At 43.7% G+C, this 18706-nt stretch carries 17 protein-coding genes; 2 read left to right on the top strand and 15 right to left on the bottom strand.

Translation table 11 applies throughout. The features are described 5' to 3' along the window. Positions 1-7: 7 nt before the first annotated feature. The 5 genes from cyoD to L1D23_RS05860 all read right to left on the bottom strand — a co-directional run bounded on the left by cyoD (position 8) and on the right by L1D23_RS05860 (position 5518). Positions 8-319, bottom strand: coding sequence for a cytochrome o ubiquinol oxidase subunit IV (gene cyoD / locus L1D23_RS05840; protein WP_006961883.1), 312 nt, complete (start codon positions 317-319; stop codon positions 8-10). After that, on the bottom strand, positions 319-915 hold the full coding sequence (gene cyoC, locus L1D23_RS05845) for a cytochrome o ubiquinol oxidase subunit III (RefSeq protein ID WP_021455231.1): 597 nt from the start codon (positions 913-915) through the stop codon (positions 319-321). Before cyoC ends, cyoD begins: the two co-directional genes overlap by 1 nt. Next, positions 905-2941, bottom strand: coding sequence for a cytochrome o ubiquinol oxidase subunit I (gene cyoB / locus L1D23_RS05850; RefSeq protein ID WP_019275229.1), 2037 nt, complete (start codon positions 2939-2941; stop codon positions 905-907). The genes cyoC and cyoB overlap by 11 nt, the downstream gene beginning before the upstream one ends. Next, entirely contained in the window at positions 2941-3828 is an 888-nt protein-coding gene (gene cyoA / locus L1D23_RS05855) for a ubiquinol oxidase subunit II (RefSeq protein ID WP_080568982.1), read from the bottom strand. The genes cyoB and cyoA overlap by 1 nt, the downstream gene beginning before the upstream one ends. A 655-nt stretch (positions 3829-4483) precedes the next feature. Continuing rightward, positions 4484-5518 carry a lactonase family protein gene (locus L1D23_RS05860; RefSeq protein ID WP_239864804.1) on the bottom strand — a complete coding sequence of 345 codons (1035 nt, stop codon included), beginning with the start codon at positions 5516-5518 and terminating at the stop codon, positions 4484-4486. 292 nt (positions 5519-5810) lie between these two features. Here L1D23_RS05860 and L1D23_RS05865 point away from each other — a divergent pair, with 292 nt between their 5' ends. Beyond that, positions 5811-7514, top strand: a complete 1704-nt coding sequence (locus tag L1D23_RS05865; RefSeq protein ID WP_239864806.1) for a hypothetical protein — start codon at positions 5811-5813, stop codon at positions 7512-7514. A 54-nt stretch (positions 7515-7568) separates the two neighbouring features. Here the strand turns inward: L1D23_RS05865 and L1D23_RS05870 are convergent, their stop codons facing one another. Next, on the bottom strand, positions 7569-9167 hold the full coding sequence (locus tag L1D23_RS05870; protein WP_239864807.1) for a hypothetical protein: 1599 nt from the start codon (positions 9165-9167) through the stop codon (positions 7569-7571). 215 nt (positions 9168-9382) lie between these two features. Between L1D23_RS05870 and L1D23_RS05875 the strand changes: the two genes are divergently transcribed. Continuing rightward, positions 9383-9793: a hypothetical protein gene (locus L1D23_RS05875; RefSeq protein WP_239864810.1), complete on the top strand. Its 411-nt coding sequence runs from the start codon at positions 9383-9385 to the stop codon at positions 9791-9793. 75 nt (positions 9794-9868) lie between these two features. Here the strand turns inward: L1D23_RS05875 and L1D23_RS05880 are convergent, their stop codons facing one another. The 9 genes from L1D23_RS05880 to L1D23_RS05920 form a co-directional block, all read right to left on the bottom strand. After that, positions 9869-10597, bottom strand: a complete 729-nt coding sequence (locus tag L1D23_RS05880; RefSeq protein WP_239835673.1) for a transporter substrate-binding domain-containing protein — start codon at positions 10595-10597, stop codon at positions 9869-9871. 22 nt (positions 10598-10619) lie between these two features. Further along, complete coding sequence (locus L1D23_RS05885; RefSeq protein ID WP_239864812.1) at positions 10620-12155, bottom strand: methyl-accepting chemotaxis protein; 1536 nt, start codon at positions 12153-12155, stop codon at positions 10620-10622. Between the two features lie 209 nt (positions 12156-12364). Next, on the bottom strand, positions 12365-12736 hold the full coding sequence (locus tag L1D23_RS05890; protein WP_239865408.1) for a VOC family protein: 372 nt from the start codon (positions 12734-12736) through the stop codon (positions 12365-12367). Positions 12737-13133: 397 nt separating this feature from the next. Further along, positions 13134-14738, bottom strand: coding sequence for a chaperonin GroEL (gene groL, locus L1D23_RS05895; protein WP_239864814.1), 1605 nt, complete (start codon positions 14736-14738; stop codon positions 13134-13136). A 31-nt stretch (positions 14739-14769) separates the two neighbouring features. Then, positions 14770-15060: a co-chaperone GroES gene (locus L1D23_RS05900; protein ID WP_239835676.1), complete on the bottom strand. Its 291-nt coding sequence runs from the start codon at positions 15058-15060 to the stop codon at positions 14770-14772. 613 nt (positions 15061-15673) lie between these two features. Then, positions 15674-16132, bottom strand: coding sequence for an Hsp20 family protein (locus tag L1D23_RS05905; RefSeq protein ID WP_239864816.1), 459 nt, complete (start codon positions 16130-16132; stop codon positions 15674-15676). A 193-nt stretch (positions 16133-16325) separates the two neighbouring features. Beyond that, positions 16326-17501, bottom strand: a complete 1176-nt coding sequence (locus L1D23_RS05910) for an AI-2E family transporter (protein WP_239864818.1) — start codon at positions 17499-17501, stop codon at positions 16326-16328. 295 nt (positions 17502-17796) lie between these two features. After that, positions 17797-18273 carry a hypothetical protein gene (locus L1D23_RS05915; RefSeq protein ID WP_239864820.1) on the bottom strand — a complete coding sequence of 159 codons (477 nt, stop codon included), beginning with the start codon at positions 18271-18273 and terminating at the stop codon, positions 17797-17799. A gap of 28 nt (positions 18274-18301) precedes the next feature. Further along, the gene (locus L1D23_RS05920) at positions 18302-18550 is read right to left on the bottom strand and encodes a hypothetical protein (protein WP_172563972.1); all 249 of its coding nucleotides are present in this window, start codon (positions 18548-18550) and stop codon (positions 18302-18304) included. Positions 18551-18706: the final 156 nt, after the last annotated feature.

The following is an 18706-nucleotide window of genomic DNA, read 5'->3' on the forward strand; positions in this document are numbered from 1 at the left end:
CTCTGGCCTACAGCTTCATGTTGACGTTCATGTTGTAGATGATCCACACCGAGCCAGCGATAAGAATCAAGACAACGATAGCAGTAAACATCAGTGATACTAGGTTCCAGCGACCATCGGAAGTTTTTACTTCCATATGCAGGAAGTACTTAAAGTGCACAAAGATTTGTACCAGAGCACAACCAAACAAAAGAACATATGTTGTCGTGTCGGGCAGCGATTGCGTCCACACAAAGTAGAACGGAATCACGGTCAAAATCAGAGATGCAACGAAACCTTTAACGTAATCCGACGCACCCGTTTCCAGATGTTGATCCATTACATAACCCCCAACAAGTAAACGATAGTGAAGACACAGATCCAAACAATGTCTAGGAAGTGCCAGAACAGGCTCAGGCAGTTAAAGCGCATCGCCATATTGTCGTTAAGACCTTTCGTCGACAGTTGGTGATAGCACACCGCCAGCCAGATAAGACCAAACGTCACGTGCAGGCCGTGAGTGCCCACCAACGTGAAGAACGCAGAAAGAAATGCGCTCGCCTGTGGGCCATAGCCCTCAGCGATCAAGTGATGGAACTCATACACTTCCATGCCGATAAAGCCAAGCCCGAGCAAGAAAGTCACTTGCAACCAACGCTTTAAGCCCGCGACATCTTTGCGTTTCATGGCAATCATGCCAAAGCCAAACGTGATACTACTGAACAGCAGCAGCATGGTTTCAACGAACACAAATGGCAGTTCGAAAATATCTTTACCTGTCGGCCCGCTAATCGAGCCGCTTTCTAGCACTGCGTAGGTCGCAAACAGGGTCGCAAACAGTACGCAGTCACTCATCAGGTAAACCCAGAAACCGAACAGCTTGTTGCCGCTGGTATCGTGGTGATCATGAGCGTGAGACGCGATGTTAGCTTGCATACGTCACCTCCAGATCGTCTTTCTTATTATCATCTTGCACAGGTTTTTTATTTGCTTCTTCAAACTGAGCACGGCGCTCAGCTTCAATCGCTTTTATCTCTTCGACTTCAACGTAGTAGTCCACGTCATCGTTGTAGCTGTGTTGGATACAAGTCACGATGATGCCGACGAAACTCGCTGCTGCCAGCCACCAGATGTACCAAATCATCGCAAAACCAAATACCAGTGCCCAAGCAGACACATAAATACCTGTCGGCGTGTTTTTCGGCATATGGATGCGTTCGTATTCCACTTCCTTGGTTGGGTCGAACTCACCGCTCTGCTTCTGATACCAGAATGCGTCCAGTTCGTCGCCTTTTGGTAAATGCGCGAAGTTGTAGAACGGCGGAGGTGAAGACGTCGCCCACTCAAACGTACGGCCACCCCATGGGTCACCTGTCAGATCACGATTCTGTTCGCGATCACGGATACTGACGTAAATCTGGATGAACTGGCATACGACGCCCATCGCAATCACAGCAGTACCTGCCGCAGCAACGGCCAACAGAGGGAAGTACTCTGGGTTAATGTCTTGGCTCAAGCGACGAGTCATACCCATAAAGCCCAGTGCGTACAGTGGTAGGAAAGCCATCAGGAAGCCGACAATCCAAAGATAGAATGCACGCTTGCCCCACGCTTCGTTCATCGTGAAGCCAGTCGCTTTCGGGAACCAGTATGTGATTGCCGCAAAACAACCAAACACCACACCACCGATGATCACGTTATGGAAGTGCGCGATCAGGAATACTGAGTTGTGAAGAACAAAGTCAGCACCCGGAACCGCCATCAGTACGCCAGTCATACCACCGACTGAGAAGGTGATCAGGAAGCCCACCGTCCACATCATTGGTGTGGTAAAGCGAATGCGGCCTTTGTACATGGTGAACAACCAGTTGAAAATCTTCACCCCGGTTGGGATGGAAATGATCATGGTTGCGATACCGAAGAAGGCGTTAACGTTCGCACCCGATCCCATAGTGAAGAAGTGGTGCAGCCATACAACAAACGCCAGAATAGTAATCACTACCGTTGCCCACACCAGCGAGGTGTAACCAAACAATTTCTTACGAGAGAAGGTCGCGGTCACTTCCGAGAACACACCAAAGATTGGCAGGATCAGGATGTACACCTCTGGGTGGCCCCATGCCCAAATCAAGTTGACGTACATCATCACATTGCCGCCAAGATCATTGGTGAAGAAATGGAATCCGAGGTATCGATCCAGTGTCAGCAATGCAATCGTCACTGTCAGGATTGGGAACGAAATGATGATAAGGATGTTGGCACATAGAGACGCCCAAGTGAAAACTGGCATCTTCATCATTGGCATAGACGGAGTGCGCATACGCAGGATAGTGGCGAAGAAGTTCACCCCCGTCAGCGTGGTACCGACACCGGATATCTGCAAGGCCCATATCCAATAATCGACCCCAACTCCTGGGCTAGCATCAATACCCGACAGAGGCGGATACGCTAACCAGCCAGTACGACCAAATTCACCTAAGCCTAGCGACATATTGGTCAGGATGACACCAACAATAAACAACCAGAAACTGAGGTTGTTCAGATACGGAAAGGCAACATCACGAGCACCAATCTGCAACGGAACAATGATGTTCATCAGACCGATAACCAGAGGCATCGCGACGAAGAAAATCATGATCACGCCGTGCGCGGTGAAAATCTGGTCATAGTGATGAGGCGGCAGGTAACCCGCTTCACCCGCAGAAGACAGCAACTGCTGACTGCGCATCATGACGGCGTCGGCAAATCCGCGCACAAGCATCACCATCGCAACTGCGATGTACATAAAGCCGAGTTTTTTGTGGTCTACTGACGTAAACCATTCGTTCCACAGGTACTGCCATTTCCCTGCTTTGGTCACCGCGACAACCACTGCCAAGCCAACCAAAGCGACAATCGCTAAGGTGATGACGATGATGGGTTCGTGGTATGGAATTGAATCGAGAGTTAATCTTCCAAACATTACGATTGTCCTTGGTTTTCAGGCAAACAGTTCATTGAACCAGGATGCTGGGTCACGACATCAGTAAACAAAAACGGTGGCACACTGGAGAACAGCGTGACTGGCTCAGCGACACTTGGTGCTGCCAGCGAGCGGAATTGCTCCCAGTCTTCGATGCGATCTGGGCTGGCTTTCACCTTCTGCACCCAGTTCAGGAATGCCGCGCGATCAGGCATAGCGGACGCAGTAAACTTCATCTGCGAGAAACCTTTTCCGCTGTAGTTTGAAGCAAAGCCTTTGTAATCGCCTTCATGGTTAGCAATCAGGTTCAGCTTGGTCACCATGCCCGGCATCGCGTAGATCTGTGTCCCAAGGCGTGGGATAAAGAACGCGTTCATAATGTTGTCTGACGTCAGTTTGAAATTGACCGGAACATCTTTCGGAAACGCAACGTAGTTAACCGTTGCAATGTGTTCTTCCGGATAGATGAACAGCCATTTCCAATCAAGTGACACCACTTCAATCGTCATGGGTTTCACATCACTCACCAGAGGCTTAGACGGCTCCAGTTCGTGCGTTGAACGCCATGTAATGGTGGCAAGAATCGCGATGATGATGATAGGAATCGTCCAAACCACCACTTCAATCTTGGTCGAGTGAGCCCATTCAGGCGCGTACTCTTCGTCGGTGTTAGTTGCGCGGTATCGGTAGGCGAAGTAAATCGTCATCAGAATCACTGGGATCACAACGATCAACATCAGCAAAAGAGCGGTAATAATCAGCTCTTTTTCCTGGACACCAATAGCACCTTTCGGGTCAAGCAAAGCAGAATTACATCCTGAGAGCAGCAGAATGGCGGTCACCAAACTTCCCCTCGACAAGATGCGTTTATATCTTGAGGCTTCCATTAACTTTCTCGATGTTTGTCCGGTTGCAGGGCAATGCCTGAAGGCCGGTTGTTATAGTCATTAGAATGTTTATGTGTTGAGCATGTGCAGCATCGCAAAGCAAAGTGTGGGGTTATCAAATAAGCAATCCGGTTAAAACCACTCTGCTTATATGGTTTAATTGTTACACTTTGAAATACAATGTTACATTCTGAGCATTATGCTTAGATCGAAATTGAAGCTCATCTGTCGAACTTGGAAACTAACCTTCCATTTATGAAATTGACGCATTGATCAATAGCCACTTATCACCCACAACACCGTTGACGTGCCACATAAGAAAGCCATGAAAGATAAGGGATAGCTGCCGACCAACAGTTCAATTGAGCAATAAGTCATTTGCTCGCCTTTAACTGACTAAACCGATCGATCTATAGATAGATAAATGTGACATTAATCACATTAAGGAATTCACGTAGTTTTTGATGGGTATTCACAAAAAGATCACTACTACGCGCAAAGCATTCACAGTGCAAATCAGATCAATATCCGCAGAGACAATGAATGAAATAAAACGTCAGAGTTCAGCCCATTAGAAAAATATCCCCATCCAAACGAATGGGGAAAGAAGGGCCAGATTGATATAACACCAAATTATCGAAAGGTTCTCACGCCTCTAAACGAAATGCTCAATCAGACATACTGGTGCATCCACTTGGCACTGGTAATTGGCTGGAGTAAGAAGACCTGTTGATTGGCAACGCAGGTAACTAGCGAGATTATTAGAATGTTGATTGGCGACAATTAGCCAGTTGCCATCAGATGATAACGTAAAGTCTCGCGGGAATTGGCCCTGACAATCTTGCGCCGCTAACCACGAAGGTAATCCATCCACCAGCTCGAAAATGCTAATCGCATTCTGCTGACGACAAGAAACGTAAATAAAGCGCTCATCAGAAGACAGCTTGATCGCTGCTGCGGCCTCTCCTTTTGGCTGGCCGGGCAGTAAGTCGCACTGGTCTACCATACGCCAGTGGTTACCTTCCTTCGTCAGCGTAATCAGCGTTTCCGCTAGCTCGCATACAACGTAAGCCATGTCTTCATCACCATTCATCACCAGATGCCTAGGGCCACAGCCAGGAGGCAGTGACACGGTTTGATGAAGTTGGAACTGGTCACTTTGTGTATCAATGTCGTAGAGATGCAGCGAATCACTGCCCAAATCGACCACAGCCAACTGAGGTGTGTGATTTAAAAACTGTACCTGATGAGCGTGCGGCGATTGCTGACGTTCACTGTTCGCTCCTTTGCCATCCACAAACAGGTCCGCGACAAGTTTGAGTGGCTTTCCATCACCATCCAACATGTAGACATTCACATTTCCGGATCCATAATTGGCCACCGCCGCATATCGCTGCTGGCAATCCACATCAATATGACAAGGGTAGTCACCTTCAATGGCCAACACGTCAAAGCGAGCATCCGACTGAAACACCAAAACAGCACTATCAGAACGGGAAACTTCAGAAAATGTATAGAGACCAGAGGAAGTGTGAGTGAGGTAAGAGGGGTTGCGTATCACCATGGCATCATCAAGTCGCGTCAGCTCCCCCGAAGAAGTGTTGAGGCTCACTTGAGCAATGCCCTGGCTCTGACTTGGATCGTCGGTATAGGTACCAACATAAAAATGTAAGTGATTACTTGCTTTCATTATTGACCATATAAATAAAACATTAGACTCTTAATACATTGCCGCCAACACACGTTGACGGCAATGCCAAAAGTCAATGAGTTGGCCAGTTTGTGAAGTAGCGTCTTGATGACTAGGGCTAACGAAAGGCAAGCCCGTCAAATTTTCTTGAGCTAAGCTTCAGAAAAAACCACCCCAATATAATTATAAACAATTGAAAAATATAATAATAACCAATGAAAGTGTAGTAAAAGCAACATCATTTTTAAACTTGTAACTTATATTCTCCAACCTTCATAACAAGGAGGATATTTTGAACAATCAGTCATTTTCTCTCAGCATCGCTGCCCTAGCTTTGCTGGCCACAAGCCATGCTGCGGCCACAACGCTAGAAATTAACAATAAAAAAATCACCAATCTTGATGAAATATCAGTTAGCTATACTGGTGTAGAAGCAGAGGACCAAGGTGTAGAGTGGGTCGCCGTTTTTAAGGATGGCTCTGAGCCAGATGAGAATTACGGCAGCTGGTCATATTTATCGGAGGAATCAGGTAACATCACTTTGCCGCCTCAGCTTCCCGGAGACTATTATCTCACCTGTTTAGAAGGGTCTGACTATACCACTGAAAAATGCCAACGTGTGGCATTCAATGTCGAACAACGCCCTGTTTTAACAGTCACAGTAGAAGGCCTGCCAAAATACATTGATGGCATTTCAAACAACTTTGATCCTGATCTTCTTCCCACCACGACGAATTCAGTAATGCAGAATGTGACTATTTCGTACGATGGTCTCATCGGTGATGATACCTTAGAGGAAGTGACTGAAGGAGCCATAGAGCTGGGCATTAGCCAAGATGGCTACCGTTTTACAGGTTTAACTTCTGAGAAGTATGAAATTGTCTATGACCTCAATACTCAACTCTATGTTAATCGCTTGCCTCAAAAATCTCATGATGAAATTCGAGTAGTGTCAGCAAATGTATGGCGGACTGACCTTTACGGTTGGGATGACAATAACTGGAATGGTTTACATATGGGGCGTGGGGGACAAGTAATAAGAACAATCTTAGAACTCGACGCTGATGTGGTTGGCATGCAGGAATACATGCATCCGGAAACAGAAGGACTCGACCCAGAGTTTATTGAGAGTCAACTTGAGTCCGAATCTGGGGAAGAATGGCATAGCTGTCATAACTATCGTATCGTCACAAAATTAGAGGTCGTTGCCGAACATAAACAAGGTTGCGAAGTCCTTTTACCTAATGGTAAGCCCTTCTACTTTGGTGAAGTACACCTAGGGTTAGACCCAGACTGGGCTAATCATTATGTTCCTTACACTGCACACCAAGGTTGGAGCGAAGAAGAAATCGTTACAGCTGCTGCAGATAACTGGGGAGAAGGCAATGACAATATTATCTCAGAAAGTGCCATGATTGGTGACTCTATCCCTGCTTTCTTTGTCGGAGACTACAACGAACCAAGTCATAACGACTATACTCAGGCTGCCGCTGACTATGAAGCGCACAAACCACTCCGCGGAAAACGTATTCCTCTTGCCATTCCATCCATGCCAATGTCTAACATCATGCTCAATGATCTCGGGTATGTTGATACTTATGATGTAGCGCGTCAGAACCGCAATAAGGAATTAAACAACGATCTCCCAGCAGAAATTAACTTCCCTGGCGTTACTTGGGGTAATTATGGTGTGGCTGATGCTCATCGCATAGACTTTATTTATTATCGAGATGCAGTCTCTAACCCAATGAAGGTTAAAGATTCCTTTGTCATCGGCGGCCGTCCGGATCCAAATGCGGATTACCCATTTGCTAACGACCATGTCGAAATACCATACACTCCAGAAGTATGGCCTAGTGACCACCGATGGGTATTGACTTCAATGACATATGAAACAGAACAAGCGGAGTCTGGAGGGAGTACTGGGCCATTAACTTTATGCCTTATCACTTTCTTTGCGTTGTTTGGTCGCAGAGAATATAAGTCAGCTTTCTGATGGCTTTGTCTCTAATTAGCAGGATGTGGCAAGCCACATCCTGCTCTATAGCGCTCACTTTGACACAGAAACAAAGATTGGGTTTGAATAAAACCAAAGGTCATAATAGTTACGATCGTTGATGGCATTAAACCGTGACTGGTGGTCCGAAATATCAATATGCTCATCGGGGAGTGGATTACCAAACTCATCCGTTTCATGAGGGGTATTAGGTGCCAAGTTAGTGCCGCGTAAACGGAAGTATTGGTCTTCTTCAGCGGTAAAGCTAAACGTCATCGTTGCATAACCTTCGCTATCCACTGTCCAATCATCTTGAGTAAAACGCGCAATTACTTGCGTTGATGGGTTAACCGCTTGATCATATTCCGGAGTGCCCGGTTTTGCTCTTGGGTAAACATCGCCCGCAATCAAATCGACATGATGCACAACAGGCTTCATCCCCGTCGGCTCATTACTCCCAACCTCTTCCTCATAATTATTGGTTTCAGGGCTTTTGAAGCGGATGGTGATTGTCACTTCATCTCCCTGATTGACTGAAAGATCACCGCCCATATAGGCCACTTCTCGATCATGCATGGCGTTAAAGCTCAGTGCATCAATTAAATCACCATAGGTACTGAATGATCGACCTGATCGCAATGCTTCTAGAATACCCTTAATTCCCTGCTCAGCCGCATCTGGGATCCATAGGTGGGTTTTGGCATACTCACCCGGACGATAACCACTACTGTATTCCCCATGATCGGTTTTGAAGTGATAATCAGAGTTAGCAAAGTTCCAAATTCGACGTCCTTCTCCTAATAGTGCATCCCACTGCCCACCAACCTCAGCAATGATGAAGTCAGCGCCGCCATAAGAGCGGTAAGGCAGGTTACTATCATTGTAAGGTTCAGCATAGCTGCCACGATCTGGTTCCATTTGTCCCCCCATCATTCCCTCTAACGCGAAAACAACATCAGGTGCTGTATCATGGAATTCACGAAAGTCGGAAATAACATAATTATCGTTATAGCGAGATGGGTGATTGATCATACCAAAGCTGCTGGTAGGGTAATGCTCCTGTAACCAAGCCAATGCAGTTAAAGCATCATCGTGCGTCTTATTTGCTCTATCACCTTGTTCCTCCCATTCGAGCACATCTTGTAGGTCGAAGGCGCTAGCTGGTTGTTCAGTAAAGTAATACTCAAACTGCTGAATGGCTTTTAACGACTCAGGTGACTGAGGTTCATCTCCTAAAATAGCAATATTAAAATGTTCGTGCGCCGGCATATCCCACTCAAACGCAGAAAAGATCGTCTTTCCTGGATAGTGACCCATGAATTGAGAAAACTGAGTAAATGGTACTTCAAATTTTTCCATACCTAGAGAAAAAGGGATTGGTCCTTCTGGTATATCTTCTCCGGCGTGATCTCGTTGAGACATACGTAAATGGTTAGTCAAAATAGCCCAGTCCAGACCATAATTCTCAAAGCTGTGATTCAATACGTCTTCTAAGTTTCTTTGCGCATCATCCGACTGAATAGAGTGGATGTGCAAGTCTCCGGTTGTCCATCGACCACTTAGATTTTCAACTTCTGTTTCAGAATCATTGCAACCCGATAAAATGGCCATCGATGCAAATATGGCAACGGCTATTGGTGTTTTTTTTAACATGGATAATCTTCATTTGGCAAAGTTTGAAGAGAAGAATTATTTATATCAAATGTGACCATTTTATTTACCTTTTATTACTCCATACGATAAAAACACAATTAAAAACATTTGCATATGGAGACAACATGCATTGACTTTAATTATTATTAGTATACTTCTTAATATATATTTAATATTTTTACTATCTAATACCTGGTCATGATTAGGGATCAGGTATGAAATATATAATCACACTTTTAGTATTTTTCTCAGGCTATACATTTTCATGTGACGATGCTCGACTACATAGAAAACTCATGCAACGTCAAATGTTTGAGAGTTACTTGTCAAGGGGAGAAGCTACAGTGGAACTTGAATTCGCTTCTGAAAACAGTGTCTCTTTAACGATCACTCCCCCTAAACCTATACACCACTTAGATATAAAGTTCAGTAGCAGTCATAATATACAACTGTCTTCTCATGAATTTTTCAGGTTAGATGATATAAGTAAGCTACCCAAGATAACGTTTATAAAGAATGGGGAAGGATTCTCTTTTATTGAATCGGAGATCACCGCTTATTTTATGGATGGAACTATTAAGAAGAGCTCTGATAAATTATACTTAAGAGAATTAAAGAAAACATAATAATAACATAATCATCTATAGGAATATAAACGCCAGCATGGAAGCTGGCGTTCTTTTAGTGACAGGAATTTCATTTTACTTAATACCGTACTTCTCCAGAATCTTCTCAAAAGTACCGTTAGATTTAATCTCTGCCAATCCTTTATTAAAGGCTTCAATATACTCAGCGTTATTCGGATTGGCTAATCCCGATGTCACATGCAAAGGGTTCACAGAAAGGGCATTACTTGTAAACTCAAAATCGTCTAGGTTCATGCCAGCCCCAGACAACGTAGACTTAGCCACGAGTTCATCTTCCAGAGTCAGATCGATTCGTTTCGCCATCAGCTTTTTAGCATTGGCAACCAAATCGTTCGCCTCCGGTTTTTTGAAATTAGAAGCATTTAAAAAGTCATCGCCATAGCCGTAATTGCGAATAATACCCACGGTTTTACCTGACAAGCTATCCATGCCATTGTATTCAAACCCATCCCCTTTGCGTTTAATGAATTTTAACGAATTCTCTAAGTAAGGATCGCTGTAGTTCAGGTAAGACGTCCTTTCATTGGTAAACCAAGTCGCCACTAGGACATCGATACGTCCATCTTTCACTTCATTCAATGCCCGAGTCCAAGGCATAATTTTGAAATCAACCTCATGCCCTTGGGATTTGAAAGCTTCGGTAATGATTTCGACTGACACCCCAGGATTCGCACTGTCTTTTTGCACAAATGGTGCCCAAGGATCCTGTGCTGCCGTGATGGTTGCAGTATAACCAGTGATTGAAAATAGGGCTGTGAAAGCCAGTAATACGAAATTTCTCATAACATATCCTCTATGAAATAACCTAAGTGCGGAATTTCGCCATATGGCTGGCGATACTCTGGCTTAAGCTCAAGACTTCTTCTGTTCTTTGGGCATTTTGAGTTGCACCTGAAGAAACCTCATTTGTCGCTTCCGATGCTTCTACAATTGCCTGACTGATTTCCTCAACGGCCATCCTTTGCTCATCCGTCGCTTGAGAAATTTGGCCACTGCGATCGGAAATAATCGTAATCAAGCTCTGAACTTCTCCAACCGAAGATTGCGAATCACTGACTCTAGCCGCGGTTGATTCAAGTAATGTGGCAATACGAGTCAACTCATCCTCAACTGACTTGGTAGCCACCCCCAGCGCAGCGATATTTTTTTGGATTTGCTCCGTGGATTCACTGGTTTTCACAGCTAAATTACGCACTTCATCAGCCACCACCGCAAAACCTCGCCCTTGTTCACCAGCACGCGCTGCCTCAATCGCGGCATTCAGTGCTAACAAATTGGTTTGCTCAGAAATATCATTAATGACGTTTAACACCGTGGTAATCTTCTCGCCCTCTTCAATCAAGATGTGCATCTCTGCATTCACATGATTCATTTCTTCACGCATGTTAATGATGTCACTGGCAGAGCTTTCAATTGCCTCGTTGACACTGGAGGCCAAGCCTGTTGCCGTTTGGGCTTGTTGCGCAGTTTCTGAGGCGGTGTCTGCGACTGTTGCGACTGACTGATTAAGCTCAGTGGCCGCAGCTGCTACGGTCGTAAGCTGATGTTTCTGTGATTCGAGCTTCTCTGCGTTCGTTCTTGCCGTTGCCCCATTCGCCAACGCTTTTTCACCCAAGGCTTCAGAAGATTGATTAACATCTTGGACAATAACTCTTAAAGACTCAGTGAAACTATTGATCCCATTGGTGATTTCATCAAACTCACGATATTTAGCCGAAGCCAGTTTATTGGTTAAATCACCATCCCCTGACGCTAAGTCTTTAATAACATCTGTCAATTGAGAAATGGGCCTTAGTACCGTCATTGTCAGAGCCAGAATGATGACAATGGAAATAATAATATCGAGAATAATCAACTCAATTATGTTGGTTCGTAGCGAGTCAGCCAATTTGGCATCCATCGCATGAGTATCGAAGTAAACAACCACCTTACCGACCTTGTTTTCTTCACCATAGTCTATGAAGGTGAGCTCGGTTGATTGGCTGTTTTCCGGTGTGTACGCTTGCTTATCTGTGACATCCACAAGCTCTTTTTCGTCTCCTTCACCTTGTTTTGTTAGGAATAATAATTCGCTGTCCTGAGCATCAATTAATTGTATGGCTGAAATTTCAGGCAGATCCAGTTCTGCCGACATCGCCACCTTTGCCGTGTCCAAGTCAAAATCCCAAACCGCTTTAGGCAAGCTAATCGACATCCTTTGGCTGGTATTTTGCACATTAACCAGCAACTCTTGATGTAAATTTTCTTTGAAATTCTGATACTTAATAAATGCTGAGACCAGTAACACCAGTGTCAATGCTACGATGACCTGGACTAGAAATACCACCTTTAACCTTTTCAAAACTTGCCCCTTATGATTTTCGGCAGTTATCTAAAAAAGTAGTAAGTGATTAATCAATTATCAAATTTAACAATAAACGAGATGAACATCACACAAGGGATTTTTATTGCTCTTCACCTTTTAAAGTGTGTGGAATTAGCGAAACAGCAACGTGAAGGCTCGTTATGCCTAGACTTACACGTCAATAATTGATCGACACGCTCGGAGACTTATTGGTAGGTACTCACCTCAATCAGATTACTATCTGGATCGAGAAAGTAGATGGAGGTAATGGCACCTGTCGCACCTGATTTTTCGACTGGCCCCTCCACTATCTCAACATCTAGGCGATGTAAGTGAGTAATCACATCATTGATTGCCCAGTTGGTGATTAAACAAAGATCGCCAGAGCCTACCCGAGCATTGTTGCGAGTTTCTTGGCCTAATAGTTGAAGGTTAATTTTCTGGCGACCAAACTTCAGCGCTTTACGGCCACCAGAAAAAGTGACTTCTTTCATCAGCAATACCCGGCGATAGAAATCAACCGAAGCATCAATATTCGATACGGTAAGGACGAGGTGGTCAATATGGCTGATCATAATTATCTTTTTCCTTACTTAACCCGTCTTCAGTGCAAGACTAGACGAATGAACACGAACGCAGCTTACACAATACAGCCAACGGAGTGTTGGCTGTATGGTCTAATGAATGATTCTCTCACCTTGTTTACTGTTCATTATCTGCGATAGATCAATAGTTAAAGTTAAGATCCTCAAAGCCGACTTTTGCGGTAATGAGTTCATTATAGAAAACTCTTGCCCAGAAGGAACAAGGGGAAAGCTCACACTAGCCGGCCATGTTGATGACGACTCTCTACTGTTTGATTCAGAGACTGAGAAAGTAAACGCTGGCAAACTAATCATAACACTTACCTCCAACGGGTGTTTCAGCAGGCTCCGAAGAGCCCGCTGATATTAGCGAAAGTGATTAGATCACTATTTACAGCTTGTTTTCTAGATCTTTGTCTTCAGCAAGATCAGAGACCATTGCTTCAGTCGTGATCATCAGACCCGCGACTGAGGCAGCAAACTGCAGGGCAGAGCGAGTGACTTTCGCTGGGTCAAGGATACCCATATCAATCATATTGCCATATTCACCACTTGCAGCGTTGTAGCCATAAGTCGAGTCACCGTCTTTCACTGCATTAGCCACGACAGACGCTTCATCTCCGGCATTAACAGCAATTTGACGAAGAGGTTCTTCCATAGCTCGAATGGCAACACGTATTCCCATATTTTGATCGTCATTATCACCCTGAAGCTCAGCAAGCTCTTTTGCTATCTTGGTCAAGGCAACACCACCACCGGCAACAATGCCTTCTTCAACCGCAGCACGAGTTGCATGTAACGCGTCATCAACACGATCTTTCTTCTCTTTCATCTCAACTTCAGTTGCCGCACCGATCTTGATCACTGCGACACCACCAGAAAGCTTCGCGATACGTTGTTGAAGCTTGTCTTTATCATATTGAGAAGTGGTCGTTTCGATTTGTTTTTCAATTAATGCAACACGATCCGAAATAGCACTTGAATCAGCCGCACCACCGACAATGGTGGTCGCATCTTTCGTGATGGTCACTTTCTTCGCTGAGCCTAACTGCTCTAGCGTTGCCTTTTCTAACTCAAGCCCAATCTCTTCAGAAATCACTGTACCTGCCGTTAGAATCGCAATGTCTTCCATCATCGCTTTACGGTTATCGCCAAAACCTGGCGCTTTCACCGCTGTAGCACGAACAATGCCACGCATGTTGTTCACAACTAACGTAGCTAGCGCCTCGCCTTCAATATCTTCAGCAATAATTAATAGCGAGCGAGAGGCTTGTGAGACCGCTTCAAGGACTGGCAGCAACTCACGAATGTTGCTGACTTTTTTGTCCACCAACAAAATATACGGATTATCGAGCTCAACTGTGCCATTGTCTTGGTTGGTAATGAAGTAAGGCGACAGGTAACCGCGATCGAACTGCATACCTTCAACCACAGACAACTCATTATCTAAGCCCTGCCCTTCTTCAACCGTAATCACACCATTACGACCTACTTTTTCCATGGCTTCTGCAATGATCTCACCAATAGCACGATCACTGTTCGCGGAAATACTGCCCACTTGAGTAATGGATTCTTTATCACTACACGGCTTAGACATTTCACGTAACTTAGCCACTGCAGATTCAGTCGCTTTATCAATACCACGCTTCAAGTCCATTGGGTTCATGCCAGAGGCAACCGCTTTCAGTCCTTCATTAATAAACGCTTGCGCCAATACAGTTGCGGTCGTGGTACCATCACCAGCTTCATCATTAGCTTTCGAAGCCACTTGCTTAACCATCTGCGCGCCCATATTTTCGAACTTATCTTCTAGTTCAATCTCTTTCGCGACAGATACGCCATCTTTAGTGATTGTCGGAGCTCCGAACGATTTATCTAAAACAACATTGCGGCCTTTAGGACCGAGCGTCACCTTCACAGCATCTGCCAGTAGGTTAACTCCCTTGAGCATTTTTTGACGTGCGTCATTTGCAAATAGTACTTCTTTTGCAGCCATGATTTATCTCCTCAAAAACTACTACCAACCATTACTCAACAATTGCTAACACATCAGACTCGGACAAAATCAAATACTCTTGCCCATCAATTTTCTCGGTTTTAACACCGTAGCCATCATTGAAGATGATCTGATCACCAGTCTTGATATCCATCGACGCACGATCACCATTTTCTAGACGTTTACCCAATCCAACAGCAATCACTTTGCCTCGGTTAGATTTCTTGACCGACTGGGAAGTAAGTACAATCCCACCTTCAGATTTATTTTCGACCTCTTGCCGTTCAACAAGTAACTTGTCATTTAAAGGACGAATTTTCATATTGAAACACCTCCTATATTGAATACAAAAATAAAACAGGTTAAGACAATTGACTGAAACAACGAGCCTTTGACTCGCTTTCGGTAAAATAAATAAGGTCACTAGATACGACTTCAAGGGCTATTTTTAATAAAAAATTTTTATCGTCATAATAAATATTATCTATTAACCACAGCCCTTCAGTTAAAAAGGATGATTTACCTAAACAATACAATCAATGATGGCATATTTAGAAAAGCGAGAATAAGTTCAGAAGAAAGGGATTGAGCAGAAGGATATTAACGCGCATAGGCGACAATAAGTGCCGCCTGTAACGCTTCAAAATTTTAACTTCTCATACCATGTTGAGTAGGCCTAGGACAGTAAGTAGCAGAAGCATAAGGCGGATATCTAAGTTCTGGTTGTATCCTAAAGTGAGGTTTGTTGTCTGAAGTACCAAACACTTCAAATGTACAGTCACCTATTTCATGCCTTGGGCAAACCTGTACACCATTTCTTAATATCATTTCAGTTTTACAAGATGGGCAAATATTCATCCTTTCCTCCTTGCAAACATCATATGTTTTACACAGACTCTAATTTGGGCTGTGCACTAGCACAGCCCAAGTTACGGTCATTTCTTATGTTCAATGACATTATTATCATGTGACTGAATCTCGATACGTTTCGGCTTCATCGCCTCCGGTATTTCTTTTTTGAGATATACAGCCAGCAAACCATCTTTCATGGTAGCATCGGTCACTTCTACATACTCAGCTAGGTTAAAGCGTCGTTCAAATGAACGATTAGCAATGCCTTGATAAAGCATTTTGCTTTGATCATCATCCTTGGAAGATTCTTTATTCCCTTTGATAGTCAGCAAACCATTTTCTACCTGAATATCGATATCGTCCTGAGAAAAGCCAGCAACGGCAAGTGTGATGCTGTATTCGCCCTCACCCAACATTTCGATATTGTATGGAGGGTAACCGCTAGGGATTGGATCAGAAGTTAGTGCGCTGTTAAGCAATGAAGCGACTCGATCAAAGCCAATCGTTGTGCGGTATAGTGGGGTAAGATCAATTGAGTTCATAATATCCTCCTAAGAAGCAACATTAATTATTCAATCAAAATGAAGAGGCTAATTACTTTGGTAACTTAACCTCACCAATATTTATATTAACTCTTCGCCCTCTATTCAAGTATCGTAAAATATATTTTTTTCATAAGAATATAACCAGATGTTATATTCTTATGGTTTGTAACGATGGCACCAATATGATTATCTAAGTAGTAAGCTGCGGACGACTTACTTTACTTAAAATAACATTGATAAGTACCAGCAGCGGCCCTCCCATCAGCATTCCCATCGCTCCCCATAACCATCCCCAAAAGACTAACCACACAAACAAAATTAGGGGGTTTAAACTAAATCTTTTACCAAGTAGAGTCGGTGTCGCCAATTGACTCTNAATAACATTGATAAGTACCAGCAGCGGCCCTCCCATCAGCATTCCCATCGCTCCCCATAACCATCCCCAAAAGACTAACCACACAAACAAAATTAGGGGGTTTAAACTAAATCTTTTACCAAGTAGAGTCGGTGTCGCCAATTGACTCTCTATAAGATTGATTGCCAAAAAGAGCGAAGCGACCGTCAATGAGTAACTTAGAGACTCAAACTGCAAAAAGGAAACCAAGGCAAAACAGGTCACTGAAACCATTGGCCCAAGATAAGGGATATAGTTCATCAAGCCAGCAAATGCTCCCCACAGAAACGGGTCTTTTAATCCCATCATGTAGAATACACAGCCAACAACCACTCCTAAGCACACATTGATGATCGTAATAGAGCTTATATATCGAGAAAGATCGGTTTGAACCACCTTCACMAGCTCAACCACCTTRCGTTTATCGGAAAATCGTGTGAACAAAGATAAGCTTTGAGAATATATCTGMCGTCCATAACTCATCATGAAGTACGCCATAAAAAGCGCGACCATTAATTGTGTGACTATCGTTGGAGTTGTAGTGAGTACTGATTTAATGATGGAAAATGAGGTATTGCTTGTGAGCCCATCATTAGCCACTGTGCTACCGAGAGTGAAGTCACCCTTGTCACCTAACTCACTACTTTCAGCCGCTTCACTGACTTCATTAGAAACATTCTGAATTAACATTGGCAGCTTAGACCACCATTGCTGAGCGGGCTCACTTAACAGATTTAAACTCAAAACAATGAAGCTAACGAGCCCTAATAAAACAGCAATAACATTAATRACACGAGGAATGCCAAAACGCACTAATCGATTKACTAAGGGGCYACATAGAAGAGAAATAAAAGCGCCAAAAAAAACGGGTAACAAAAACGGYTTGGCAACATGTAATATGAAAATGAACATTATTATAAGAGCAATGGTCATTAAACTATATTTTAATATATTCTCTTGTTTAACRTTCATTATGTTCCTCAGATATTAAGATCCGGTTCTGGCTTAGTCACACTAAACTTAATAGTGAATAACTACATTGATAACTAAGCCAGAACCTATTAATTATTTATCAAGTGAATGAATYAATAGACGTGCTTGCTTATAACCATAAAAAAGCGTCCTGAGATTTTTGACTTTGCTAAGGACGAACATGCCGAGCRCAGCGAACCCTGCCGCATGAAATGGGGATTGCTGTACAAAGCTTTTTCCTTTGAAGTAGAGCAGCCCTAAGCTGAGTGCAACTTGACGAGCTTTACTATCACACTCAAGCCTTTTCATTAGAATTTTCCGCTGTCGTTTTTTCATTGATCGCATGACACAACCTCCCAARCTGCTCTTTRGTATATTCAAAACCCACAAATTGCTTGYAATATCGGCTGCCGAGTATCAAAAGCATAAGGATAACGCTGAACGCTGCAATGAAAGCGCTATAACCGACTAAAAGGTTCAAAGTAAAGTAGTACCCCATAACCCCAACACCGACGGCGATGCTAATAAGAAACATCGGCAGCAATGCAACGAAGAGGAGTTTAATGACAATGAGTTTTTTACTCGCGGCAACCGTGTTACGCAACTCCAAAGAAAACAACTCAAAAATCGACATTGACCATTGTTGAGTGTGAGATTGGAATACGGTTAGGTCTTTTAAAAGCCCTCTCAGTTGAACGATCGCTCGTTCTAAAAGCTCCTCTTCGCGATGTTGAGGCTCATTGTGTGCGTCGTTGATATTATTAGACTGCATAACTTTCCTCTTCGTGCATCATTCAGGCTTATTTGATTAGCTTAGAAATAGCCCAGCCTGCAATAAAGGCGCATCCAACGCTCAAGAGTGGGCGCTCTTTAATCATGTTTTCAGCTTGCTCTGTTTTATTTTTTACAGTTTCAGACCCTGCTTCGAGCGTGTCTTGAACRGTATTTTTCACATTTTCTATTGCTTCTGAAGCAACCCCTTCTGCCATTTCATAAATCTCTTCGGCCTGCTGCTTAGAATCAGTTTTTTTAGTATTTGCATTTGGCATACATAATCTCCTTAACTTATCCAATGAGAGAAAATAAAGTGATSATTCAAAATTAACTATCACTTCTTACACTAAGCTAAGCGAACATCATGCCAACTTTAAAATAGCTTGYCGCATATGATATTAGRGAGCTTTCCGGTAATAAAAAGAGTGCCA

Origin of the sequence: Vibrio sp. Isolate24 (assembly GCF_022398215.1) — a bacterium.
Taxonomy (GTDB): domain Bacteria; phylum Pseudomonadota; class Gammaproteobacteria; order Enterobacterales; family Vibrionaceae; genus Vibrio; species Vibrio coralliilyticus_A.